Here is a 26,159-nt window from a genome sequence, read left to right as displayed (position 1 = left end):
CTTTGGCCGCGACGGTATTTCCTGTACCGTTTGTGTGCCGGATTAGGAAATGACGTCCGTGTCATTTCCTAATCCGACGCGATCGAGAACGCTGACGCAGAGGCGTGGCTCTGCTGGGTTTTCGATCGCTCGCGCCGGCCTTTGGCCGCGACGGTACTTCCTGTACTGTTTGTGTGCCGGATTAGGAAATGACGTCCTTGTCATTTTTAAATCCGACGCGGTCGAAAACGCTGGCGCAGAGGCGTGGCTCTGCTGGGTTTTCGATCGCTCGCGCCGCCCTTTGACCGCGACGGTACTTCCTGTACCGATTGTGTGCCGTCAGGTCCTTTCTCGGCTGCATGTATTTCGAGCTATTGCGGTTGAGCGAGTTGGCTGTTAAATTTCGCGAAAATTCCACCAGCGGAGGATTGTTGATGAGTGTATCCAACCCCCGTCGGGCCAGCCGCGACTGACGCGCACCTGCCCGGCAATGTTCTTTTGTCGGGTTTCCCACCCCACTGGAAACCCTATCCCATACTGCCCAGACTGTGGTCTGAGGCTTGATAGACGTATGCCTGCCTGAGCAAAAAAAGCAGGGTACATTTGAGGGTTTAGAACCTTGAGTAAATCTCTTATTTCACGCCGCCCGGCGTTCCGGCGCGGTGCAACTTCTGGTGCGCAAAGCGGTCCGTCGGCAGGGGAAAATCCCTTGCGACAGCTTGGTTGGAAACCTTTTTTCCAGCAGCAGTTGTCCTTGGAAGAACTCGGTGATTGCGAAGCGGTACGGGTAATGGCGGTGCACCGCTCCCAGATTGAAGTGGCCGGCGAGCAGGGCGAAGAATCCGTGCTGGTGAGCGGTGGACTGTTCGAAGACGCCGAGGAGAAGCCCACGGTGGGCGACTGGCTGCTGTTGAACCGGGCCACGCGCAAGCCTGAGCGCCGCCTTGAGCGCAGCAGCCTGTTCCGGCGTATGGCGCCGGGCGGGCAGGGCGTTCAGCTTATCGCTGCGAATGTCGACAACGTGTTAATCGTGTCTTCCTGCAATCACGATTTCAACCTGTCTCGGGTGGAACGCTACCTCGCCCTGGTACGGGAAGCGGGTTGCCGGGTATGTCTGGTACTGACCAAGGCAGACTTGAGCGATGACCATGAGCAATACCGGGAGGCCCTGCGCCATCACCGGGACCTGCCAGTGGTTCTCGTCAATGCACTCGATACAGACAGTATCGCGCCACTGCGCGACTGGTGTGGCCCAGGTGAAACGCTGGCTCTGCTGGGTTCCTCTGGCGTCGGCAAATCGACCCTGCTCAACAGCCTTGCTGGTACGGAGCTGGCGGCGACTTCCGGTATCCGTGAAGACGACAGTAAGGGCCGCCATACAACTCGTCATCGCGCGTTATATTCGATCTCTGGCGGTGGTCTGTTGCTCGATAGTCCTGGCATGCGCGAACTTGGTCTGGCGAATGCTGAACATGGTTTGGCGGAAACCTTTGCTGATATCGGTGAGCTTGCGCAGCAGTGTCGCTTCGCCGATTGTGCCCACGAATCCGAACCCGGTTGTGCGGTGCGTCAGGCGATGGAATCCGGAGAACTGGATGAGCGCCGTCTGCATAATTGGCACAAGCTGGAGCGGGAAGTGGCTCGCAACAACCGCACGCTGGCTCAAACCCGCGCAGACGATCGGGCTCTGGGTCAGTTTTATCGTTCCGTGCAGGGACATGCTCGCGCGCGGAAAAGCGGGGAGGATGAGTAGCTGAATTCTGCGAGGGGGGCGCGAATAGTGGCCCCCCTTTGCACTGTCGGCGGTCTTTACCTCCGACAGCGTGGGCTTGAGAGACTTAGCTGGATGCGGCCTGGCCAACCGGGGTCGCTTCCAGCGGCTCAGCCTTGCTGATGTCACCGCCCTGGGCCTCAATCCAGCTATTCATACGGCTTTCCAGAACATTCAGCGGCAGCGCGCCGGCGCCCAGCAGGGCGTCGTGGAACTGGCGGATATTGAAGTTGGTTCCCAGGGCCTCTTCTGCCCGTGCACGGATCTCTTTGATCTTCATCTGACCGACTTTGTAAGCCAGTGCCTGTCCCGGCCAAACCAGGTAACGATCAATTTCCACTACCACGTCATGCTCGGGCTTGGCGCTGTTATTCATGAAATAGGCGATCGCCTCATCCCGGGTCCAGCCCAGCTGGTGCATCCCTGTATCCACTACCAGGCGCACAGCGCGCCACATATCGTAGGTCAGCGCACCGAACTCGTTATAGGGGTCTTTGTAGAGTCCCAGATCGTAACCCAGGCTCTCGGAGTAGAGCCCCCATCCTTCGACAAACCCGGTGTACATCTTGGTTCGGCGCAGCGGGTGAATGTCTGTTTGCTCCTGAGCCAGGGCGATCTGCAGGTGATGGCCGGGCATGGCTTCGTGTACGGTGAGCGCTTCCATTTCCCAGGTTGGCCGGCTTTTCAGGTCATAGGTGTTGGCAAAGAACACCCCTGCGCGCCCGGCCTCCATGGACCCCGGCTGGTAATAGGCTGTGGTCTGGGACTTTTCCGAATAGCCCGGGATGGGTTTCACCCCATAGGGCAGCCGCGGCAGGGTGCCGAACAGGGCGGGGAGTTCACCGTCGATGCGTTTGGCGATATCGCGGTAATTCTTCAGCAGGTCTTCCTTGGTGCTGTAATAGAAACGCGGGTCGGTACGCAGGAATTCGGTAAATTCCCTGAAGTCACCGGTGAAGCCGGTCTTCTTGATGATCGCATCCATTTCGCTGCGGATACGGCGGACTTCTGCGAGGCCGACGCGGTGGATTTCTTCCGGACTCAGATCGGTAGTGGTTTCTTCGCGGACTTTGTAGGCATACCAGCGAATACCGTCTTCATTTTTGGTAAAGGCGGTATCGGTAGTGGCTTTGGGGATGTAATCGCGCTCGATGTACTCGGCGAAGTTCGTCCATGCGGGTACGAGTGATTTCTGATAGATATTGTAGGCGCGCGTGCGCAGACGGTTCTGGTGTGCCGCTGAAATGCTTTGGGGCATTTCGTTGAAGGCCTTGAGCAGTGGGCTCTGTTGCGGATCCGCTGGAATCAACGCGCGGATCTGTCCGGGCAGGTCGCGCAGGGTGATCTGCGGCGGTGTGAGGTTTCGTTTCACACCGCGCTCCATCAGGATTTGGGTCTGCTCGATGAGCGTCGGCAGGCTGTCCAGGCGCGCGAGGATATTTTCATAGTCGGTGCTGGTGCGTCTGGCCATGGCGTTAAGCACTGCCGGCACGTTACGCTGGACACCGCTCATATGGTTGACCGGCAGCAGGTGTTCGGGGAACTGGTAACCCTTCACCTGTAACAGCAGGTCCTGGTACAGCAGTTGGTAATCGAGCTGTTCGGCCTCGGGGAGTTTGTCTTTGTCCAGGTGGCGGCTGGCGGTGAGCAGGTCGCGAGTCTGGCCTTTGCGGCGTTCAATGCCTGTATTCGATTGATCGGTCCAGTTGCGCTCGACACCCGGGTAGCCTTCATAGGTGGCGGATTCCGGGTAGCTTTCCATGATCCAGCGGTAGCGTAAGTCTTGCAGGGCCTTGAGCTGAGCGCTTGGGTCTTTTTTCGGCAGGGCCTTCATGGCCTTGTCGAAAACTTTGGGGTCCATAGCCTGCACGTTCAGGCTCGCGGCCATGACCGAGGCGGCGATATAAGTGACTTTAGAAGTCAGAACTTTTTTTAAAGATTTTGAAAAGGACATCGTACTTCCTGTCTCTGTTTTATATTTTCTTAACGTGCGGTTGCAACGAAGTTGGGAGCTTGAATTTAAGGCGGGGCGCAGGGCAAGGCTTTTCGGAAGCGTCGGCGACAGGGACGTCGCCGACGCAGCGTACAGGGATGTATTTACAGCGGTTCCGAAAAGCCTTGCCCTGTGGTCCGACGCCACTTCGTTTCTTTCGGAGTCCTAAATAGGAGCTCGGTTCGAAGTACAGTGGCGGCCGGGCACCGGGTGCGGGTTTTAAGGACCAGGCTAGGCGCCCCCCTTCAACCCATCCCTGGGAGTTTCGGCGCAAACATCCTGTTTGCGACGATCCTGAAAACCCGCCCCCGGCACCCGGCCTTAAGTTCGAGTTCTTCACTTCGTAAGCTTTATATCGCCGCAGCTTGCCCGTTTGATTGCGCCTGGTGCATTAGCAATTGGCGTTCGCGGATTTGTTCTTCAATGCCTCGGGCATCAAGCCCAATTTCCGCCAGCAACTGCGGGTGCTTGCCGTGCTCGATAACTTTATCCGGCAGGCCGAGCTGTAAAAGCGGCACCGGAATTACGCGGCGATTCAGGTATTCCGCGACTGCACTACCGGCACCACCGGCAATGGTGTTTTCTTCCAACGTTACCAGCAGGCTATGGCTGTCGGCGAGCTCGTCGATCAGTGCTTCGTCCAGCGGTTTCACCCAACGCATGTCGACCACGGTTGCGCCCAGTTTTTCGGCGGCTTCGCGCGCGGGCGTGAGCAGAGTGCCGAAGCTCAGGATCGCCACTTCTTTGCCTTCCTGAACCACTCGGCCTTTACCGATGGGCAGTTCCGTCAAAGCCTCATCAATTTCCACACCCGGGCCGGTGCCGCGGGGGTAGCGTACCGCGGCCGGGCCAGCGAACTCGTAGGCGGTGTGCAGCAGCTGGCGGCACTCGTTCTCGTCGCTGGGTGCGGCGATGATCAGGTTCGGCAGGCAGCGCATGAACGTGAGATCGTAACTTCCCGCGTGCGTCGGGCCGTCTTCGCCGACGAGGCCGGCGCGGTCGATGGCGAAGGTTACGTCCAGGTTCTGGATCGCCACATCGTGCACCATCTGGTCGTAGCCACGTTGCAGGAAGGTGGAGTAAATCGCTACCACCGGTTTCTGCCCTTCGCAGGCGAGGCCAGCGGCTACAGTGACGGCGTGCTGCTCGGCGATGGCGACGTCGTGGAAGCGATCCGGGAAGCGCTCGGCAAAATCGACCATGCCGGAGCCTTCACACATGGCCGGGGTGATGGCGATCAGTTTGTCGTCGGCGTCTGCCGCGTCGCACAGCCACTGGCCGAAGATATCCTGGTACTTTGGCAGTTTCTTTTTAATTTCACCGGGCACGGACACCTGAACCTTGGGTTCCGGCTCAAGTTTGTTGAGCGCGTGGTAACCCACCGGATCTTCCTCGGCAGGGCCAAAACCTTTGCCCTTGGTGGTGACGATATGCAGCAGTTGCGGGCCGCGCTGGTTGCGCAGGTTGCGCAGCGTGTGCACCAGGTCGTGCATATTGTGGCCGTCGAGCGGGCCCACATAATTGAAGCCCAGCTCTTCAAACAAAGTGCCCGGGGTGATCATGCCTTTCACATGTTCCTCGGTACGCCGCGCCAGCTGCCAGGCTTTGGGAATCGCAGACAGAATCTTGCGGCTGCCCTCGCGCATGCTCAGGTAGGTCTTGCTGGCGAGGATACGGGCGAAATAGGTGGCCAGGCCGCCGACGTTTTTGGAGATGGACATGCGGTTGTCGTTCAGCACGACGAGCATGTCTTTACCGGTGTGGGCGGCGTGGTTGAGGGCTTCGAAGGCCATACCTGCGGTCATGGCGCCGTCGCCAATAACAGCGACCACTTTGCGCTCGTCCGGGGAACCCAGCGCCATGCCGAGGGCGGCGCTGATGGAGGTGCTGGAATGCCCGACGCCGAAGGTATCGTAGGGGCTTTCACTGCGCTTGGGGAAGCCGGACAGGCCGCCCTGTTGGCGCATGGTGAGCATCTGTTCCCGGCGGCCGGTGAGGATCTTGTGGGGATAGGTCTGGTGGCCTACGTCCCATACCAGCCGGTCTTCTGGGGTGTTGTAGATGTAGTGCAGAGCAATAGTGAGCTCGACAACGCCGAGACCGGCGCCGAAATGTCCGCCGGTCTGGCCGACGCAATAGAGCAGGTATTCGCGCAACTGGCGCGCCACCTCTGGCAGTTGTTTTTCCGGTAACGCGCGCAGCTGGGCCGGGTCATCGATCTGGTCGAGCAGCGGCGTGAATGGGCGCGTGCGGGGTATCTGGTCGAACATCAAAAGTCCTGGAATTCGGGCATTTGGGCGGCGTTTCCTGTGCCGTTAACTGGCACTGGGCCCAATGTATCAATTGCAACTGATAATGGTAGGGGATTGTATGCCCACAGGCGGGAGATTGCATCCTGTGGGGAGGGCGGTGGAGGCTGCAAAGTAGTATCTGGTGCGGCGAAGTCAGATATGAGAAGTGAAGGGGCTGATACCGGGGGCCATTTGCGAGACCGTCTGCGGCCAGGACGGCCGCAGACGAGCCCCCATGGATGGGTTTACGGCGTGTCTTGCAAATGGCCCCCGGTAGCAGGCCCGCCTCGGAATACGCTACGGAGTCGTCTGCGGGCCAGGGAGGTGCTCTGTAATGAGTCCTGTGGCACCCAAGCGCCGGGGATTCGTTTTCAAAACCGCTGTGAATACATCCCTGTACGCTGCGTCGGCGACGTCCCTGTCGCCGACGCTTTTGAAAACGAATCCCCGGCACTCGGCTTTCGATTTAAAGTTGGTGCTTCGTAAGGTGACTTGCTTGGGCAGATCAACGCCGAAAATTAGTGATCCCGGTGCACGATATAGTCCGCAAGCTGTTGCAGTATCCGCGTCTGTCCGCCGAGTTCAGCCAGCGCTTCACTGGCTTCCCGGTGCAGTTCGTCTGATTTTGCGCGCGCGCCGTCGAGTCCCAGAAGCGACACATAGGTGGGTTTGTTGCGGGCAATGTCGGCGCCCTGGGTTTTGCCGAGGGTGGCGGTGTCGGCGGTGACGTCGAGGATGTCGTCCTGGACCTGGAACGCCAGGCCGATCGCCTCCGCGTAGCGGGTGATGGCTTCCAGTTGTGAACTGTCGGCACCGCCGATCAGCGCGCCGATTCTCGCGCTGGCCGAGATCAGGGCGCCGGTCTTCAGGCGGTGCATCTGCTTAAGTTCATCCAATGACAGCGACTTATCCACAGCGGCGAGATCGACGGCCTGCCCGGCGACCATGCCGCGGGCGCCGGAGGCGCGGGCGAGTTCGGCGATCAGCTGGACCTTGAGGTCGCTGGTCATAGGCGCACCAACCAACAGTTCAAAGGCCTGGGTCTGCAGCGCGTCGCCGGCCAGGACTGCGGTGGCTTCGTCGAATTCGATATGGCACGTGGGGCGGCCACGGCGCAGGGCGTCGTCGTCCATCGCCGGCAAATCGTCGTGGACCAGGGAATAGGCGTGGATACACTCAAGTGCCGCCGCCGCAGGGTCGCAGGCAGTAAGCACTTCCTCACTGGTCAGGGCCTGGGCCGCCGCGTAGACCAGTGCCGGGCGCAGGCGCTTGCCGGGGCCGAGGGCGGAGTAGTTCATGGCTGCAAACAGGGTTTCAGCGGGGGAAGTGTCGGCAAGAGCCGCTTTTAGCGTTTGCTCCACACGGCCACCGGCCGTGCGCAGAAACACCTGCAGCGCGGCAGGCATGGTGTTGGAAGCGCTCACTTACTCCGCGTCTCCCGGGAAATCATCTTCGGCATCGAAAGGCAGCTCCTGGACCTTGCCGCCTTCTTCCATCAGCACCTTCACCTTCTGCTCGGCGCTGGCGAGTTTCTGCTGGCACTCACGGGTGAGCTTCACGCCGCGCTCGAAGTCTGCCAGTGCTTCATCCAGCGGCAGGTCGCCACTTTCCAGGCGTTCCACCAGTTGTTCCAGTTCTTCCAGTGCGCTCTCGAAGGTAGCGGCTTTCTTTTTTGCTGCCATGGCCTTGTCTCTCTGAAGGGCTCTCTCAGTGCGGGGCAACCTTAGCCGCTGCCGGGTAGAGGGTCAATTGGTGCGTGGTTTGGGGGAGCGGTCACACTGCCTGCGACAATATGGCGCACCTTCGGGAGTGGGCTTTCCGATAGCATTTCGAGCGCTAAATAACCGTGACAAAAGGAAGTTGCCGTGTCGATGCCCTCTATCCCCCGCGCGTGCCCAGCCGCCAATGCTACTGCTGTACCGCTGGTCCTGGTGCTGCTGCTCGCAGCCCCGGCAACCCGTGTTGCCGCCGCGGACACATCCAACGTGCTGGAACAGGTAATCGTGACCGCCACCCGCGAAGCCAAATCACGCTCGGAACTGGCGGAATCCGTGGGGGTGGTCACCGAGGCACAGCTGCAACATATCGCCCCCGCACATCCGGCGGATGCGCTGAACCGGGTTGCCGGAGTCCACGTGAATAACCTGGGCGGGGAAGGGCATATGACGTCCATTCGCCAGCCGATTTCCACCGCGGGGGTTTACCTGTTCCTTGAGGATGGTATCCCTACCCGCCCCACCGGCTTTTTCAATCACAACGGGCTGTATGAAATTAATGTGCCGCAAAGCGCACAGCTGGAAGTGACGAAGGGACCCGCATCAGCACTCTATGGCAGTGATGCGATAGGCGGGGTGATCAATGCGGTGACCAAAGCCGCCCCGGAATCGGCGGAAGTAAACCTGAATGCCGAGCTGGGTGCCGATGGCTGGCAGCGCGCACTGGTTTCCGCGGGCAATGGGCTTGGAGCCGATAGCGCCTTTCGCCTGGATCTGAACAGCACTAGCAGTGAGGGCTTCCGTGAAGCGGCGGAATACTCACGGACGTCGATCAGCGGGCGTCTCGACAGTGCGTTCGCGCAAGGTTGGGGCAGCAAGACCGTGCTGTCGTATTCGTCTATCGACCAGAGCGGGGTGTCGGCGCTGGAAGAGGAGGATTACCGCAATGGCGTACAGAAGAATTTTTATCATGGTGATATCGGCTATCGCGAAGTGGAGGCACTGCGATTGTCCTCGGAGCTGGCGTATACGTCGAATGCCGAGAGTCTGGTAACGGCAACGCCGTTTATTCGCCGCAACACCATGGCGATGATGCCGAGCTGGATGGTGACCTACGACCCGAATATCCGCGACAGCGAATTCAGCTCTTACGGCCTGCTGCTGAAATACCGCCGCGACTTCGGTCGGGGGGAAGTGATCCTGGGGGTAGACGCTGATTACTCACCGTCTGAATACCGTGAAGAGCGCATTGCAGTGCAGCGCGACGGCGAGATATTTACCGGTTACCAGCGCACCGGCGAACTGACATACCGCTTTGAAGCCGAACAGACGTCTGTATCGCCTTATGTGCATGGGGAGCTTGCCTTAAGTGAGCGCTGGCGCTTGAACGCAGGGGTGCGCTACGACCTGTTTGAAGTGGATTACCAGGATCAGCTCGATACGCCGAATACCGATTCCTCGCATTTCCGCCCGCAGTCCCAGTCACGGGACTACGATAATCTCAGCCCGAAACTGGGTGCGGTCTACCAGCTTGCAGAAAGTCACCAGCTGTATCTGAGTTACCGCCATGCTTTTCGAGCCCCCACGGTTGGTACCCTGTTTCGCCCCGGTTCCTCCCGCGACACCACCGAGCTGGAACCCGTTACCAGTGTCAGCCAGGAAGTCGGCTTGCGCGGTCTGCTGGGCGAGTCGGTGAATTACGAGCTCGCGCTGTATGACATGGCCACGGAAAACGATATTGTCAGCTATATCGAAGGCCGCGACCGCAAGACGACCAACGCCGGCGAAACCAGCCACCAGGGCGTGGAGCTGAGTGTACAGACTGCCATCGGTGAGGCATGGGAGCTTGCCTTGTCGTATGCGGCGATGCGCCAGAAATACCGGGACTATGCCTATATCTACGGCCATTTCGATGTCTCCTGCCCATGTTACGTGCAGGAAAATTTGAACTTCGCCGGCAATGACATCAGCCGCGCACCGGAATCGATCGGCAATGTCACCGTGGCCTATCTGCCGCAATGGCTCGCCGGGCTGCGGATGGAGCTGGAATGGTCGCATATCGGCAGCTACTTCACCGACGAAACCAATACCGCCGAATACGCCGGCCACGATCTGTTAAACCTGCGCGCCAGCCACACATTCAGTGAAGACCTTTCGGTATATGCCCGGATCTCCAACCTTACCGATGAGCGCTATTCCACCTATACCTCGAACCAGGTCGGGGATCCTGACCTGGCGTATCGCCCGGGTATGCCGCGCTCACTCTTTGCCGGCATGCGTTATCGCTTCTGAGGGCCACGAACATGAAATTAAAAAAGCAGTGGTTGCAGTGGCATAACAAGTTGGGTTGGCTGGCGCTGGTGGGGATTATGGTATGGGCACTGTCTGGCATTCTGCATCCGGCAATGGCCTGGTTCGGTCCTTCGGCGGCACGCTTCTTTCCGCCATCGATGACCCTGGCACCGGAAGACTTTGCCGGCTTGCCACAATTGCTCGCAACCTCGGAAGTCACCGCCGGGGCCAAAGTGGTCAAGGTGGTTCCCTCCACACAGGGGGCGCTACTACAGGTTACCGGGAGTGACGTATTGCCGCGGCGCTACTATCGCCTTGCGGATGGTGTCCCGCTGGCGGATTGGGATATGCAGCAAGCGCGCTGGCTCGCCGGACACTACAGTGGTCGCGCGGAAGCAGAAATTGGCAGCGTGCGTCTACAGACCGTTTTCGACCATGCTTACCCAGCGGTAAACCGGTTACTACCCGTTTACCGGGTGGAATATGCTGGAGAGGACAAGCTGACGCTGTTTTTGCACACCGAGACGGGAGCGCTGGCTTCCCTTAGCGACAACCGCAAAACCTCCATGCAGGGCCTATTCCGGCAACTGCACACTTTTGCCTGGCTGGGAGGACTGAAATATGGCCGCGTGCTTGTCGTGGCCCTGTTTATGCTGACCCTGCTGGCTTTTGCCGCAACCGGGCTTGCGCTGGTGTTGGCGCTCAGGCACCGCCGTATCAGCGATGGTAAGCGGCGCTATCACCGGCTGTTGGGGTATCTACTCTGGCTGCCGTTACTGGGCTGGTCGGCCAGCGGTTTTTATCACCTGATGCAATTTTCCCTGGTTGAACCGGTACAGGGGTTGCGTCTTGGGCAGGTAGCTAATTCCGGTGCGTACAGCGGTGAATTTGATTGGTTGCGCGAACTGGACGGGCGTGCGATCAACAATATTTCTTTGGTAACGGGCCCTGAGGGAACGCCGCTATACCGTGTGGGGTTTGCTGCGGATATCGACAGTGCGCCCCGCAACCGCAACCAGCGTTTTGACGGTCGTCCCAGCGAAGCCGGGGCCCTGTATGTGGATGCCCGCTCGGGCCAGCGTTTGGATGGCCACGATGACCGCGCACAGGCACTGCTGTTGGCCGGACATTTTGCCGGACAGGATGGGGGGGATTTTAGTAATGCACGCCTCATCACGCGCTATGGCCCGGACTATGACTTTCGCAACAAACGACTGCCGGTGTGGCGAATTGATGCGGAAGATGAAAACGCTACGGCCATTTTTGTCGACCCGGTGACCGGGGTGTTAGTGGATCAATCGCGCAACGTTGATCGCGCGGAGCGCTTGAGTTTCTCGCTGCTGCATAAATGGAATCACCTGACGCCGCTTACCGGGCGCGAGGTGCGCGACAGCCTGATTGTCTGCACCCTGTTATTACTGCTGGTAACCAGTGTACTGGGAGGCGTTCTGTTGGCGCGGCGTAGGCAGCGCCGGTCAAAAGTGGCTGTGGGCTCGCAGGCACCGCAGATTGCCTGAGACCAACAATGTGTTTACCGCGGAGTGTTGACTGGAAACCAGGGGCTGGCCCCCTGCGCCGGAGCGCGACAAAATAGCCAGCCCAACTTATTTTCGAGTGCCACAACCATGAGCCCCCTGGACCAAATCGTGATGACAAACCTGCGGCGCCTCACGGTGCTGCGGGCTTTGGCACTTTGTGGTTACGCCGGCAGCAGCCTGTGGTTCGGGCATTCCCTCTCTGGCGGCGCGCTTGCCTGCGTGGTACTCGGCGTTTGTACCGCGCTGGTCAGCGGTTGGCGTACTCGCGGGCAGGTTGCCATACGGCGCCTCGAATTTTTTGCGCACCTGCTGATGGATTGGCTGTGGCTACCGCCGCTGCTGGCACTGAGCGGTGGCGCGGCCAACCCATTTATCACTTATCTGTTGGTGCCACTCACCATTGCGGCGGCCACTATGCCACGCTTTTACAGCTGGATGATGGCGTTGGTGAGTATCGCCATATATACCGCATTGATCCTGGCGTTTCCCGGCACCGAGCAAGACCATCAAGCGCATACAGGCGCAGCCGGTGGGGCTTTTTACCGGCACCTTGTGGGAATGTGGGCGACCTTTGCGTTTTCCTCCCTATTGATCGCCGGGTTCGTTAACAGCATGGCATCCACACTGCGCGAGCGGGACCGGCGTTTGCACCAGTTGCAACAGGCGCAGGCTCGGCGAGACCAGGTATTGGCACTGGGTACCCTGGCTGCGGGTACCGCTCACGAGCTGGCGTCACCGTTGCAGACCATGGCGCTTGTGGTGGAAGAATTACAGGCGCGCGGAAATCAGGATGCTGATGCCAAAGCGGACCTGGCGTTGCTTCGGCAGCAGGTAGATGTTTGTAAACAAGCACTGGCGCAGTTGAAGCGCCGTGCCAGCGATCCGGAAAGCCGGGATGAAGTCCAGGGTGTTGCCGGATTTCTTCAGCGTGCCCTGGAACGTTGGCAATTATTGCGCCCAGAAGTGCACTATGAATTATCCAGCAGCGGTCCGGCGGACATGGCCGCGAGGTTACCGCTGACGTTGGAGCAGGCATTGATCAACCTGCTGAATAATGCCGCCGATGCCAGTGCCGGAGAGCAATCAGTACCCATATTGGTGGAGGCCACCTGGACTACACAACGCCTGCGTGTATGCATTATCGACAGCGGGCCGGGGTTGGGGGCTGGCAGTTCTTCGAGCGGCTTTGGGATAGGCCTCATCTTGAGTGAGGCGGCCCTGTCGCAACTGGGTGGGCGGCTGCACCTGTCGGCGAGAGCCAGCGGCCGGGGTACGGTCGCCACAATTGAATTGCCTTTATTAGCACCTGCGGCAAAGCATGCACGATGGGAACAGCCGGTGGGGCATAGCCAGGCGGATGCGGGCAGCACAAATCAGGGAGAGGTTTTGTGAGCAGGCAGCAGGTTACCGAGCGGCTGTTAATCGTAGATGACGAACCCAATACCCGGGATATGCTGGGGCGGGCATTGGCGCGGCGCAATTTCGATATTTGCCTGGCCACAAGTGTGGAAGACGCACAGAAACTAATCGGTGACGAGGCGTTTGACTATGCGCTGCTGGATTTAAAAATTCACAACGGCAGCGGTCTCGAGCTGATCGCTCCGTTGCGCGCGGCCAATCCACGTGCGCGCATTGTGCTGCTTACCGGCTATTCGAGCATTTCCACTGCGGTGGCCGCGATCAAGCTGGGTGCGGACGATTACCTGTGCAAGCCCGCCAGCGGCGATCAGTTGTGCACCGCCTTGCGCGGTGCACCACGGGAGGTGGCGCTGCCCGAAGTTTCCGTCAGTCCGCCATCCGTGAGCCGGTTGGCGTGGGAGCATATACAGCGGGTTTTAGCTGAATACGATGGCAATATTTCCGCTACCGCCCGCGCCCTTGGCATGCACCGGCGCACCTTGCAGCGGAAACTTCAGAAACGCCCCAGTGGGCACTAGCGCAAATAATCCTGCGGCTCACCCGGGCTGCCTTGACTATGTAATTCCCGCTCCATCAGGTAGTGGGCAAGGGCCCGTTTCTGGCTGTTGCTGAAACCGTAGTTGGGCATGGGCGGCGTGGGGGTGTCGAAATAATCCGCGAGCTGCTTGAGCGAGTATTTGCGGCTGAGGTCGCGCAGTGGCGCCTGGGTATGGCAGCGGGCGCAGTCACGGCGGGCGAAAATCTGTGCGCCCTGGCGCGCGGCATCACCATCGATGGCCAGGGGCTTCTTGGGCGCGCTGATTGGTGGTCGCGTCGCAACCGATACCTCGTTGGCCGTGCCGGGTTGTACCCGGTATATCGCGCCGGCGTAATCGTCCGAGATATAAATATTGCCGCGCACATCTTCCACCACATCCACCGGGCGGCCAAACACGTTGCTTTTACTGCTGTCGAGAAACCCCCAGACAAAGTCTTGCGCATGGATTTCCCCATGTTCATCCCAGTGCAGGGATACCACTTTGTAACCGTCCTTTACATCCCGGTTCCAGGAGCCGTGCAGGGCGACCAGAGCCGCTTCGCGATATTTGGGTGGCTGCTCCGGGCTGCGTAAAAAGCGCATCCCCAGAGGGGCGTTGTGGGCGCGGAATTCGTAGACAGGCGGTACAGACTGGGCAATGCGTTGTTGTACCTGCTCGCCCTTACCAACGCCAAAGTCCGGATCGGGTACGCGATTGCCGTTGGCATAGGGCCAGCCGTAAAAGCGGCCTTGCTCGATACGGTTCAGCTCGCATGGCGGGAAGTCATTGCCGAGCCAGTCGCGGCCGTTGTCGGTGGCGTAGAGCGCGCCGTCTTTGGGCGACCAGTCGAAGCCCACGCTGTTGCGGAGGCCGGTGGCGAAGATTTGGAAGTCACTACCGTCTGGCCGGAAGCGCATGATCGTTGCCCGCTGCGGATCTTCCTCGATACACACGTTGCAAGTGGAGCCGCTGGACAGGTAAAACCAGCCGTCCGGCCCGAGGCCGATGGTCTTGGTCCAGTGGTTGCCGGTGTCTCCCAGCCCGGTGACGATCTTTTGGTAGCGGCCGGCGAGGCGTCCGTCAGAGTGGTCGAAGGCCACCCGGCCAACGCCGTCACTCTCGGCGATGTACAACCAGTCTTCGTAAAGCGCGAGGCCGTGAGGGCGCTTGAGGTCTTCAATCAGAATACGCTGGTGATCGGACTGGCCATCGCCATTGCGGTCCGCTTTCAGCAGACTGACCCGGCCAAGTTTGGGTTGGGATACCAGCAGATCACCGTGACGGGTGGTGGCCATAAAACGGGCATTGGGCACATCCTGGCTGAACAGGTCCAGGCGGAATCCTTCGGCAACCTTAAGTTCGTGCTCTACTGTCTGCTGGTCGGTGCTGGCGCCGACCAGTTGCTTCCAGGGGACATTGATACCGGGTATCCAGCCGCTGGTCGCGGCGACGATCAGCCCAATAAAAGCAATAAGTGCCACACTTGCGAGCGTGATAAAAATTGGCGTTAGTCTCGACCGTTTATCCATTACTGTCTTGAACTCGTAACAAAAGCAACTATAGTAAGGCGCAGCATTTCGCACATATGTACCAAGTGTGCAGCTTTGCCTGCCCCGCCTGAAGGTCTTCCCTTAAAAGTGTGACGCGCGTCACACTGGTGTACGACATCTCTTACATCAAGTTCAGCACTTTCCCACTACTCTAATTTCCGTGAGTGTCCATAATGTAATTGCAAGGACGACATAGGGAACACATCGGCGGCAAGGGACTGATTCCAAGGATTGGAATCGAGCTGCCAGCCTAAAGGATTAGGCACCATCCTGTGAGACGCACCGCTTGGGCCGGATTGCCCAGGCGGTGTTTTACATTTTGCCCTGTGGAAATATTTTCGCCAGTGCGCAGCCCTGTACACATCACTCTCCCCATCCGTGTTTCCATTCATTAGGCTCCCCGATAAGAAAAGACCGCTCGCCGGCACAATTTGTGCACGGTTTCCCCTGCGTTGTCTGGAAACCGTAACAATACTCGGCTTTAATCACCACTAGCTGGTCGAAATTTACCGACCGCGGAGGATGAAGCATTCAGTAATTTCTTGGTGCCACTGATATACCCGCAGCCACCTTTCCCTCAGCGGTGGCCAAGCCTGCGTCGCCTCCATTTTTCTACGTTTTCCTCTCAGCATTCTATTTTTTCCCTGCAAATTTTTTCCCAGCACAGCCCCGTCGGTACCGCCGCGGGGCTTTGTTGTTTTCAGCATCTATATCGGACAGCCGAACAGGAGGTGGACGCGTGCAAGCGCAAATACTGAGACTGAATCTGGCGGGGCAGCCGCTGGAGTGGTTGAGTTGGGAGGAGGCCGCGTGTCTTTACGTACGCGAGCTGGTGACCTGGACTCTGGGCGGGATAGTGCAGACCGTGCATGGTGGCATTAACCGCAGTGGTGAGCGTTCGACACTGGATCTGGCGGCCATTATCGCGTGCGGCGGTGAGCGTATGGCGCGCCCGCGGCGCCGGCCACCATTGACCAACCGCGCGTTGTTCGCCCGGGATGAACACACCTGCCTGTACTGCGGGCAGAGCTTCTTTATCAGCGAGCTCACCCGCGATCATGTACACCCGGTCTCCCGTGGCGGTAAAGATATTTGGGAGAATGTAGTGACTGCGTGCCGCCGCTGTAATCAGCATAAGGGCAATCGTCTATTGCAGGATATCGAGATGGAGCTGCTGGCGCTGCCGTTTGTGCCGAATGCCGCGGAGTACCTGGCGTTGATCAATAGTGTGCGAATTCGTGGGGACCAGATGGAGTTCCTGCGCGGCCAGTTTTCGCGGCCGCGCCAGAACCGGTGGCTACAGGCTTCCTGAGCGCCTGCCTGTGGTCAATCAGCCTTGTACGGCTTCGCGGATCAGTCCGCCGAGATAGGTGTTGAAGTCGTGGCCGTGGTTTTCCAGCATTTTCGGGAACATGGAAATGGACGTCATTCCCGGGAAAGTGTTGACCTCGTTAAGGTAGATATCACCCTCATCAGTCAGGAAGAAGTCGATACGTGACAGGTCTTTCAACTGTAGGCCGATAAAAGCGCGTTTTGACGCTTCATGAATCCAGCTCAGCTGTGCATCGCTGAGCCCCTGCGCGACAACATGGGTTTGCGCGCGGCTGCCCTCCGCATACTTTTCCTCGTAACTGTAAAACGTATCCGACGGTGCGCAGACTTCACCGGGCGCAGTGATATTGAGTTCGCCCTGATAGGTATAGGCCGCCACTTCCAGCTCGCGTACCTTGAGGCTCTTTTCAATCAGCACGTACGGTGACAGCGAGAAAGCTTCGTCCAAAACCGGCTTCAGCGCTTCTTCTGAAGAGACTTTATAGCAACCCACCGAAGAGCCCTGGTTGGAGGCTTTGATAAATACCGTGCCCCACTCCTGTAATGCCTGGCGCGCCTTGCCGATTTCCTCTGCAGTATTGCTGCACAGGAACTGGTAGGGGGTGTTGTCTACGCCAAGGGCGCTCAACCAAAGTTTGGTGGTGACCTTGTTGAAACAGATTTTGCTGGCCTCGGGGCCGCAGCCAAAATACGGAATGCCGAGGATTTCCAGCTGCGATTGCAGGTCGCCGGTTTCTCCGGGATAGCCGTGGATTGCGGGTACCACGTAATCCACCGCCTGAGCACTGCCATCGCTGCTGTAAAGCAATTTGTCAGAGCGCAACTCCTGCACTCGCTGCTGCTCATCCCGCAGCTGTCCTGCACCATCCATGGTCACGCGCACAATTCGGAATTCCGATGACTTGCCCAGCTCGCGCTGGATAAAGTCTGCGGTCCGCAGGGATACGTCGTGCTCGCTACCGCCGCCGCCGCAGATCAGCAGCACATTGATGGTTGTTTCAGCCTGGTTACTCATGGGGCTCTCGTATATTCCGGAATTATTGGTCTAACCGCTATTTATCAATCAAGCTGGGTGGCGCACTCATCACCTGCTCGCAGCGGGCGGGCATGGGCGGTGGCTCTGACGGCTTGGCCGGTTTCGGGCGCTTGGGCGCGGTGCCGTTAAGGATGGCGTAAAATTCGTTGCTAAACCACCAGTCGAGGTCTTTGCCGCACGGATTGCCGCGCACTGGCGCCTGGGGTGTACAGCTTGCGTCATCGGGGGGGCAATCCAGGCGCACATGGAAATGATAGTTGTGTCCCCACCAGGGACGCACTTTGCGCAGCCATTCGTTGTCGTCTCCTGCGATATCACACATTTTCCGCTTGATCGTCGGGTGCACAAAAATACGCGCTACCCTGTCATCTTCTGACGCCAGGCGCAGGATTTTGGGTACGCGCGGGTCCCAGTTCTCTGTAATCAGCTCATGCTGGCGCTCATCGGCCAGGGGAATAGCGGAGATATTATCCCGCTCCCACGGCGTCAGCGGGCGCTTGGCCGCGCGGGCATCCTGGGAAAACCAGATATCGGCATCCAGTCCCATCTGGTGGCTTCTGTGGCCACTGGTGAAGGGACCGCCCCGGGCCATGGACATATCACCGATCTGCAGCCGCCCAAGACTGGCTTCCGCGACCGAGCGTGAGAAGTCCTTGAGAAAATCCACCAGATACGGATTGCCGTAGTGGCGGTTGCGGCCGGTGCGCACCAGCTGGAAGCCCTCTCCGCGCAGCGGCATCTGCTCAGCGCCGCCAAGACAGCCATTCGTGTAATTGCCAATGCTCGTGGGCGGCTGGCTGGAGGGGATTTCCACCGCTTCCCACGGGTTTTTGGCCAGTGCCAACAGGGGCAGGCTCGCAAGCAGGGTGGTGATGATCAGGTTTGGATAAAAACGGGCGAAAGGCGACATAAAAACAACGATGGCGTCGGTTGTGAATGGATGTCCGGGCAATTATAGAGGGTTCGACAGCGAGTTCTGTGGAATGCTCCGCTCGCAAATTGTGGCGCGGCTCAGCTGAAACTCAGCTGTGCCGCGTCGGGCACCGTTTTCCTGACGCACGCGGCCGGTTAGCGCTGCAGAATTTCCTGGCAGGCGCTGATCAGGGTATCCATTTCTTCATCGGTACCAATGCTGATACGCAGGTACTCATTGATACGGGGCTTGTTGAAGTAGCGCACCAGAATATTGCGCTGGCGCAATGCCTGGTACAGCGCTTCGGCAGAAATTGCGCCTGGTTTCGCAAAAATAAAGTTGGCGGTGGATGGCACAATGTCGAACCCGAGCGCAGTAAGTGCGGCGCAGCAGCGCTGGCGGGTAGCGATAACCTTGCCGCAGTTGTCAGCCAGCCAGCTGCGATCGGCGATGGCGGCGGCGGCAACCCGCTGGGCGATGCCATCGATCGGGTAGGAATTGAAGGAGTTCTTGGTGCGATTGAGCCCTTCAATCAGGTGTGCCTGGCCCAGCGCGTAACCCAGGCGTAAACCCGCCAGCGCGTGAGACTTCGACAGGGTGTGGATAACCAGCAGGTTGGGGTAGTCCGCAATCAGCTTGATTGCGCTGTCGCCGCCGAAATCGATATACGCCTCATCGATCACCACGACCCGCTCCGGGTGCAACTGCAACAGCTTTTCGATCTCGGCCAGTGGCAGGTAGCGCCCGGTTGGCGCATTCGGGTTGGGCAGGATCACCCCGCCGGCGCCTTCTACGGCGTAGTCTTCGACAGCAATGCTGAAGTCATCCCGCAGCGGCGGGCACTGGTATTCGATGCCGTACAGCTGGCAGTACACCGGGTAGAAGCTATAGGTAATATCGGGAAACAGCAGCGGCTCGGGGCGCTGGAAGAAGCTGTAAAACGCGTGCGCCAATACTTCGTCGGAACCGTTGCCGACGAAAACCTGCTCAGGCGCGAGGTCAAACTGCTCGGCGATCACCGCGCGCAGCTCGGTGGATTCCGGGTCCGGATACAGGCGTAATTTGTCGCCGAGATCACTGCTTTGCAGTACCGCCTGTGCCCGCGGCGAAGGCGGGTAGGGGCTTTCATTGGTATTCAGCTTGATCAGCCGCTCTGTGCTTTTCGGCTGCTCGCCGGGCACATAAGGCTCCAGGCGCGAGAGTGCCGGGCTCCAGAAAGTGTTGGTCATGGGGTTACTCCTTGTGCACTGCGGGTAACTGCTGCCCGTATGCACTGATCTTGTTTTTCTGTGTTGCGCTGTCGCTGTGTGGTCAGGACTCTTGCTCTTGCCCGGTTTCACTGGCGGTGGCAGGTTTTTCCGCTTTCTTCTTATCGCCGGCCTTGTCCGAGTCTTTGTCCTTCAGCGGGATATCGAACAGCTCCGGCGCTTCGGCGAGGAAATCGTTCAGCGGTACAGGCTTTCGCCATAGCAGGTCTTTGTACTTGAGTTCCTTGGACACCCTTGGCGACTCGCTAAACTCGTCCATATCGTTGAACTGCATGGCCGCAGTCAACCCGAGGAAGCCCCAGGGCAGAAGAATCGCTATCGCCATGCGCCAGCGCGGTGTCAGGTTCAGTGCCAGATACGCCGCCCACCAGAGTACCACTGGCAACAGAACAGCCAGTACCACCGTATTCAGCATGGGCATCACGCGAGACATGGAAAAGTTGTAGTCAATCACCGTACTGAACCACTGCCAGCCGGTGTACAGCAGGGCGGCGCCGCCAGCAATGGACAGGTGGGCAAGGAAGTGCGACTCGTGGCGCACTACGCGGCCGATAAATGACCACACCGCGGCGTACAGCAGCAGTGCAATGATCGTATTGGTAACAATCTCAACGCCCTTGGTCCAGGGAAACAGGTTCGCCGTCCCCAAATAGCGGAGCCACAGTGAGAGCCCGGCGAACAGCAGGCACAGCCCGAACGCGACTGCCGGGGTGGCGATGCGGTCGAACACACTTTCTGCAGAGTGCAGGGGGATGGCCGCGGGAACACTGTTATCGGTATCGGTAAAGCGCAGGCAGCTTTTGCCGATCTGGATTTCGTCTCCTGACTGAATCAGGTGCTCGCGGATCTGGGCTTGCTTCACCGATTTGTCGCGGCGATTACGCAGCAGCTGGACACCGTTGAGGCTGTCCAGGTCGCGCAGCACATAGCAGCCGTCGTCATCGCGCACTACCTCGGCGTGTACCGGATCGGCGTGAGGGTCTTCGATGATCACCGCGTTGTTGAAGCTGCGGCCCAGTGTCGCCCGGTTCTCTTCCATCCGGTAGCGGGTGTGTACCCGGTGGGCACGACTGATTTCTTCGATAATCAGTGCCATTCAATTTCGCTCACAAACTTCTTGGTAAAGGCGCTGGCGGATTCCTGGGTAAAGCCGGACAGGGTGAAGTGGCTCACCAGTGCGCGCTTTTCCTGATCCACGGTCAGGCTCACAAAGAACACGTCATACAGGTCCGGGAATTCTTTATAGCGGCGTACACAGTAGGAAGTACGCGCCACCACCGGCTCGCGGTTGCCATTGGATTTGGGCGGCTTTTGCGCCTCTTCACTTTCACCTACTTCGTCTTCGTCTACGGCTGCGTCGGCACTATTTTCCGCTGCTTTGCCGCTAATGCGCGGTTGAGAGGTGAACTGCTGGTGGCATTTATAGTTGGTTACATCGTCATCGCTGGCGCTGTTGCCCGGGAAGAAGGCACTCATTTCATCTTCGTAGGCGCTGTAAAAGCGTGACGATGTCAGTTCATCGGTGCCTTCCAGCCAGAAAAACTCGTACTCCACCCGACCGGTATCGAACTCTTCCGATAAATAAACCACATCCTGTCCGGTACAGCCCTTGGCGATCTGCTCCAGGGTTTCGTCCTCGTTTTCGCTGGAATTACCCCAGCACTGTACCGAGGGGACGATTTCGCCCACCACCATGGCATCGCCCAGTGGCCGCAATTTCCAGTCGGCCTGGAGAATGGCATCGATAATACGCTGTTGGTTATCGCGCAGCTGGCGGTGGATGACCGGTTGTAACTCCAGCGCGCCATCATCGGATTCCCGGTGATAGTCTTCCAGCAGGGCCACCAACTTATCCACAGGCACCAGGAAACTGATCTGGTTGCCGGCAGTGGCTACATTGATACCCACCACTTTACCGCTGCGGTTGATGACCGGCCCACCGCTCATGCCGGGATTGATCGAGCCGGAAAAATGAATGCGGTCGTAGAAGCTGCCGCCGGCGATACCGTTATAGGTACCCGGTACCAGCGTCATACCCAGGTCCAGCGGGTTGCCCAGCGCGACAATGGTTTCGCCATTGTTGGGCGTCTGCTGTGCAAGCTCCAGGTGCTGCTTACCAATGTTGCCCTTTTGGCGCAGGATCGCCAGGTCATTCACAACGTCTACATCCAGCAGTTCAAGCTCGCCTTCCTGGCCGTCTACAGACTGATAACTCAGGTTGTATTTTTCCGGGTGGCTCACCGCCTCGGATACCACGTGGTAGTTGGTGGCGATCAGGCCGTCGGCGGAAATCTGGAAACCGGAACCGAGCCCGGCCTTGGAGTTTGATGAGCGCTCGATCAGGCGGATCTGGTACAGACTGTCACGATAGTCACTGTACAGCTGCTCGTAACTCTGTGCGTGCACAAAAACAGGCGAGCAAAGCGCAAGCAGTGAAACCAGGGCGGCGCAGCGAGTTAGGCGCGTAAATATTCTCAACATCGTGGATAAAACAGCGCTGATTAAATTGTGGGCGAAAAGACGCCTGATATTACGGGATCGGCCGCGCACCAACAAGCAAAGCGGCGATCTGTCTTTGGTGCGTCTTTCGGTAAGTAGCTGTCCCCCGCGCTTGATAAATAGCGCGCAAAGACAGTACATAAAAGATAGGCAACCGATTCGACAGTGTAGTGAATCTGCCCGGAATCGCATTATTGGCAGCTGGCGCCTTAGTTCCGCTAAAAGTGCGAACTGGTTCTCCGGTCGATGAAATGGCATGTAATTGCCTGTGATCGACATGTAATGGGTTAGTTCGTAAAGTGGCGACCAAGGTTGAGGGGGAGCACGGAACGCACCGTAACCGGTGCTCCGCCAAGGTGGATTGCAGACACCCTGTTAAATGTGGCCGTTATGGAAGACGGGACAATACGGAAAGCAAAGGAATTGTTTTCCGCGCAGGTAACAGCCCCACCCCCTCAGCCAGCATACCAATGGATTGGTAGCTGTAAGTCGCCGCAGGGATATTGCGAGGGCTTACGGTGGATCAGGAAGACTTTCAGCGCAAGCTGAATTGCCAGATCGCTCCGGCCGCCTTTTGAGCCTAGGTTGCCGGGGATTGAGGAAGGATCTGGCCGAGGCACGGATGCCTCATTTTCGCTCTTGATAGTGTTGTTGTAACCGTGGATGGCTGGGACCATCTATTTATACCGGCAGTAAGCTTGCTTACTGCCGGTTTTTTTTAATCAAAATGTGATGGAATTCCGGTATCTGCTTGTTTAAGCTGTTACGCGCAAAATTCATTCCCGATTGGGAATTGCATAGCTTACTAGGCCTAATAATACCCTGGCGGTTTGCAGGGATAGCGAGCACTCATACGCTCGATGACTAAGAAAAAGGGATGACACTGTGAAAAAAGAAAAAAATGCAGCAAATGTTTGTGACAGTCTGCCTGTATTGGATATTCAGGTTCCTGCGGATACGCTGGAATTGAATATGGTATTGCGCCCGGTAGAGCCGGTAAATGGCGAGCCCCAGTACTGGCCTCTGTTTGAGCAGAACAATCCGGAAGAGCACTTCGGTAATATGGACTTCCATTTTGGCGGCCGCGGCGGCAAGGTCAAAATCAAGCTGACCCTGGACCTCTCCGCGGTACCCGGTCGTGATCTCGAGTTTACCCGCAGCACCAGCCGCAAGGCAGATGGCCTGCTGGCGCTAACCCCGGATTTCAAACACCAGTTTACCGCCAAGGCGAAACGGGTTGATGGCAAGTACACCCAGCTGGTGATCACCGTCAAGGACAAAGAGACCCAGCCTGACAATTTCGCATTTTATTGGTTGTGCGAAACCGTAGATGGTGGAATGCACTTTGTTTCTGGCGACCCTAACGCTCGAATCGAGCCACAATAATCAGTCGCAGATCGTAGTTTTTACCTTGTTAGATACCTGGGGTTGGGTGCAGAGTTGCTGGAATACTGGCAGATAAAACCACTCTGCGCTCATACCTTGATCGAGAAGTTCAGTTATATAGAACTCAGCGGAATGCCATTCTCCAGCCAGCGAGTAAACCTCTGCTGCCGTATATTTTGTATCGGTATCATCCGGCGATGATTTGACTAGCTCTAGAGCTATCCGGATAGCATCCGCATGCTTTCCAAGATTTGCCAGAGCAACTGCGCGGCTAAGTCTAAATTCGAGATCCGTTTTTTCTTCCGTAATCTCTACCGCTTTGGCAAAATTTATTCTCGCCGCTTGATGTTCTCCGATAGAAAGCTGTGCCTCGGCTATCTGGGTATATGTATATGCGTCATCGGGAACAGCGTTTAGTACCTGTTGGTATTCGTGGATAGCATTTTCATATTTTTTCTGAAGAAAATAAGCCACGCCAAGATTGGATTTTGTGCGCCAGCCTCGGAGGTTCTCAGGAATTGCCGTAATGGCCCTTTCCGCGGCAGAAAAGTTGCCGCTTTCCAATTCAATGACACCAAGTAGCGAATAAGATGACCAGTGCTCTGAGAATGTGCTGGTGATTTGCTCCAGAGTTGTACGTGCCTCTGTATAATTTCCACTTGCAGTCTGGTTTATTGCGACCAGATACAGATTATCTGCCGAAGGGTTTAGCGCGGCGGCTTCCTGTGCGTAATTCAGCCCGGATTCATAATCGCCTTGAGTAAACAAGTAGCGGGAAAACTTGGCAAGCAATGCAGCAGATGGTGATTTCTGCTGGTTCACCTTTTCTAGCAGTTTGTCGAATTGGGACTTGTCAGCATTATAAGTGTGTAGCCATAGCTCCAATTCGAGCGTTAGTGTTTCCGAAATGCCACGGGACTTGGCTCGCTCCAGCATATCCAGTCCGGCCTGAAGTGTTGCCTTGTCATCAGTCAGTGCAAATATATCAGTCGCGACCTGAGTGTATGTTCGATACAGGTTGGGATTTTTGGGTTGGCTATTGATAAGTTGTTCGAGCACATCCAAATCGTCTTTGGATAATTGTTTACTTTCCTGTCGGCTTAGAATGCTTAGGTAATCGCTGTAATCCTGATCCGACATCGCGATCATTGTTGCTGTATTTTTACTGTATGCGCTTGGGAACAAGCTAATACTGCTGTTCGTAATCTTGTACTCGGATTCCTGCTTTTTATCCGCCAAAAAAGCAAAGCCAGTTTGCTGCTGGATCTGACTGGTAGCTGGATTTAGCCGTTGCAGCTCAATTTCGCAGCGTGCTCGCGCGCAATCCAGACGTGCAAATAAAGCATCCGTTATGCCTTTATCCCTCAATGTCCGCAGTTGTTCCTCAAAACCCTGCCCTTCCTTCGGCGTAAAACTCACCAGCGCACTGGCTTTCAGCTGGGAAACCGAGTTCATCAATGCCTGCCGCACCATCGTTTTGGTCAGTGCTATGGCATTTTCCTCGCCGCGGATCTCGCCACTAATCTCCACTGGCATCACCGCAATATATTGCGGCTCCAGCCGGGTGAAATACTCCCAGCTCCAGTAGCCGGTGCCACCCAGCAACAGTGCGCCTGCAATGCCGGCCAGCGCGCGCTGCCAGCGGCGGCGGCTTTTTACCTCGTGGCGGGTAAACAGGTCGGTCATTGTTGCGGTGTAATCTTCGTCTTCGGCCTCCACCCCCTGGCGGTGGAGCAGGGTAATGCCCTGGTAGACCACCTGGGCGTTTTCCGGGCGCTGGGCGGGATCCTTGGCGAGCAGTTTGTCCAGCAGGACCGCCAGTGGCTCTGGAATGGCCGGCCATACCTCCTTGGGCGACCTGTGTGGCTCGTTGGCGATACGGTTGGCCACCGCCAGTGCACCGGCCGCGTCTTTCTCGAACGGGCGGCTGCCACACAGCAGTTCAAAGGCAATGCTGCCGAGGCTGAACAGATCGCTGCGGGTATCCAGGGTTTTGCCCTGGATCTGTTCCGGCGACATGGCGGTAACGGTACCGGCCAGCTGGTTTTCTGCGGTGAGGGTTTTCTCGTCCAGCTGCTCGGATTTGGCAATGCCGAAGTCACTGATCTTTGCCGTCACATGTCCGTTGCGGCTGGTGGCGATCAGGATGTTATCCGGCTTCAGATCGCGGTGGATGATGCCCAGGTTATGGGCCTGCTGCAGGCCTTCACAGATCTGCATCAGCAGTTGCAGCTTCTGCTGCAGGTTCGGGGTGTGCTCACGCATCCAGGCACGCAGGGTGGTGCCTTCGATATATTCCATCACCAGCGCGATATTGCCGTCTTCCTCCAGCACATCGTGCAGGGCGACAATATTGGGGTGGTTAAGTTGGGCTAAAAGACGGGCTTCCTGCTGGATCCGGTCGCGGGCGCTGGGGCTGGTGACGTCATCTTTGAGCTTCTTGATCGCCACCTGGCGGTGCAGCTTGAGATCCTCGGCCAGGTAAACAATACCCATGCCGCCGGCACCGAGAGTATTCAATATGCGGTAGCGGTCGCTATCACTTTTCGCCGTCGCGTTGCCGGGCGCCAGTGTGCCGGCTTTTGGTTCTGCAATATCCATCTGCGGTTTTCTTGTTATCAGTTGAGCCTGTGGCCGGGGTATTGCCGGCCGTTACAGC

The 26,159-nt window shown here is 57.8% G+C and carries 18 protein-coding genes; 7 read left to right on the top strand and 11 right to left on the bottom strand.

Translation table 11 applies throughout. The features are described 5' to 3' along the window. The first annotated feature begins 688 nt into the window (after positions 1-688). Entirely contained in the window at positions 689-1,732 is a 1,044-nt protein-coding gene (gene rsgA / locus LC093_RS07135) for a ribosome small subunit-dependent GTPase A (RefSeq protein ID WP_226663619.1), read from the top strand. 85 nt (positions 1,733-1,817) lie between these two features. Here rsgA and LC093_RS07130 read toward each other — a convergent pair whose 3' ends face one another. From LC093_RS07130 to xseB, 4 genes are all read right to left on the bottom strand, one after another. After that, positions 1,818-3,704: a DUF885 domain-containing protein gene (locus LC093_RS07130; protein ID WP_226663618.1), complete on the bottom strand. Its 1,887-nt coding sequence runs from the start codon at positions 3,702-3,704 to the stop codon at positions 1,818-1,820. 389 nt (positions 3,705-4,093) lie between these two features. Beyond that, entirely contained in the window at positions 4,094-6,013 is a 1,920-nt protein-coding gene (gene dxs / locus LC093_RS07125; RefSeq protein WP_226663616.1) for a 1-deoxy-D-xylulose-5-phosphate synthase, read from the bottom strand. A gap of 539 nt (positions 6,014-6,552) precedes the next feature. Then, the gene (locus LC093_RS07120; protein ID WP_226663832.1) at positions 6,553-7,440 is read right to left on the bottom strand and encodes a farnesyl diphosphate synthase; all 888 of its coding nucleotides are present in this window, start codon (positions 7,438-7,440) and stop codon (positions 6,553-6,555) included. 18 nt (positions 7,441-7,458) lie between these two features. Continuing rightward, complete coding sequence (xseB, locus tag LC093_RS07115; protein WP_226663614.1) at positions 7,459-7,716, bottom strand: exodeoxyribonuclease VII small subunit; 258 nt, start codon at positions 7,714-7,716, stop codon at positions 7,459-7,461. 189 nt (positions 7,717-7,905) lie between these two features. Here xseB and LC093_RS07110 point away from each other — a divergent pair, with 189 nt between their 5' ends. The 4 genes from LC093_RS07110 to LC093_RS07095 all read left to right on the top strand — a co-directional run bounded on the left by LC093_RS07110 (position 7,906) and on the right by LC093_RS07095 (position 13,516). Next, the gene (locus LC093_RS07110) at positions 7,906-10,041 is read left to right on the top strand and encodes a TonB-dependent receptor (RefSeq protein WP_226663830.1); all 2,136 of its coding nucleotides are present in this window, start codon (positions 7,906-7,908) and stop codon (positions 10,039-10,041) included. A gap of 11 nt (positions 10,042-10,052) precedes the next feature. Further along, positions 10,053-11,558 carry a PepSY domain-containing protein gene (locus LC093_RS07105; RefSeq protein WP_226663612.1) on the top strand — a complete coding sequence of 502 codons (1,506 nt, stop codon included), beginning with the start codon at positions 10,053-10,055 and terminating at the stop codon, positions 11,556-11,558. A gap of 108 nt (positions 11,559-11,666) precedes the next feature. Further along, complete coding sequence (locus LC093_RS07100; RefSeq protein WP_226663610.1) at positions 11,667-12,971, top strand: ATP-binding protein; 1,305 nt, start codon at positions 11,667-11,669, stop codon at positions 12,969-12,971. After that, entirely contained in the window at positions 12,968-13,516 is a 549-nt protein-coding gene (locus tag LC093_RS07095) for a response regulator transcription factor (protein WP_226663608.1), read from the top strand. Before LC093_RS07100 ends, LC093_RS07095 begins: the two co-directional genes overlap by 4 nt. On the opposite strand, the gene LC093_RS07090 is transcribed toward LC093_RS07095, so the two are convergent. Next, positions 13,513-14,997, bottom strand: coding sequence for a PQQ-dependent sugar dehydrogenase (locus LC093_RS07090; RefSeq protein ID WP_226663605.1), 1,485 nt, complete (start codon positions 14,995-14,997; stop codon positions 13,513-13,515). The two genes, LC093_RS07095 and LC093_RS07090, sit on opposite strands and share 4 nt — an antisense overlap. A gap of 808 nt (positions 14,998-15,805) precedes the next feature. On the opposite strand from LC093_RS07090, the gene LC093_RS07085 reads away from it, so the two are divergent. Further along, positions 15,806-16,378 (top strand): HNH endonuclease, encoded by a 573-nt coding sequence (locus tag LC093_RS07085; protein WP_226663603.1) that lies wholly within the window; start codon positions 15,806-15,808, stop codon positions 16,376-16,378. Between the two features lie 18 nt (positions 16,379-16,396). Here LC093_RS07085 and LC093_RS07080 read toward each other — a convergent pair whose 3' ends face one another. From LC093_RS07080 to LC093_RS07060, 5 genes are all read right to left on the bottom strand, one after another. Then, entirely contained in the window at positions 16,397-17,413 is a 1,017-nt protein-coding gene (locus LC093_RS07080; RefSeq protein WP_226663601.1) for a D-alanine--D-alanine ligase, read from the bottom strand. A gap of 37 nt (positions 17,414-17,450) precedes the next feature. After that, positions 17,451-18,344 (bottom strand): penicillin-insensitive murein endopeptidase, encoded by an 894-nt coding sequence (gene mepA / locus LC093_RS07075; protein WP_226663599.1) that lies wholly within the window; start codon positions 18,342-18,344, stop codon positions 17,451-17,453. Between the two features lie 158 nt (positions 18,345-18,502). Next, positions 18,503-19,576, bottom strand: coding sequence for a histidinol-phosphate transaminase (hisC, locus tag LC093_RS07070; RefSeq protein WP_226663597.1), 1,074 nt, complete (start codon positions 19,574-19,576; stop codon positions 18,503-18,505). Between the two features lie 82 nt (positions 19,577-19,658). Continuing rightward, a complete protein-coding gene (locus LC093_RS07065; RefSeq protein WP_226663595.1) occupies positions 19,659-20,711 on the bottom strand; it encodes an FHA domain-containing protein in 1,053 nt (350 codons plus the stop codon). Next, positions 20,702-22,021, bottom strand: coding sequence for a S1C family serine protease (locus LC093_RS07060; protein ID WP_226663593.1), 1,320 nt, complete (start codon positions 22,019-22,021; stop codon positions 20,702-20,704). The genes LC093_RS07065 and LC093_RS07060 overlap by 10 nt, the downstream gene beginning before the upstream one ends. 978 nt (positions 22,022-22,999) lie before the next feature. Between LC093_RS07060 and LC093_RS07055 the strand changes: the two genes are divergently transcribed. Continuing rightward, on the top strand, positions 23,000-23,500 hold the full coding sequence (locus LC093_RS07055; protein WP_226663591.1) for a hypothetical protein: 501 nt from the start codon (positions 23,000-23,002) through the stop codon (positions 23,498-23,500). Here LC093_RS07055 and LC093_RS07050 read toward each other — a convergent pair whose 3' ends face one another. Continuing rightward, the gene (locus tag LC093_RS07050; RefSeq protein ID WP_226663589.1) at positions 23,501-26,101 is read right to left on the bottom strand and encodes a serine/threonine-protein kinase; all 2,601 of its coding nucleotides are present in this window, start codon (positions 26,099-26,101) and stop codon (positions 23,501-23,503) included. Between the last annotated feature and the right edge of the window lie 58 nt (positions 26,102-26,159).

The organism is Microbulbifer aggregans (assembly GCF_020524005.1).
Lineage (GTDB): Bacteria > Pseudomonadota > Gammaproteobacteria > Pseudomonadales > Cellvibrionaceae > Microbulbifer > Microbulbifer aggregans_A.
This window is presented reverse-complemented; position numbering and strand designations above follow the sequence as displayed.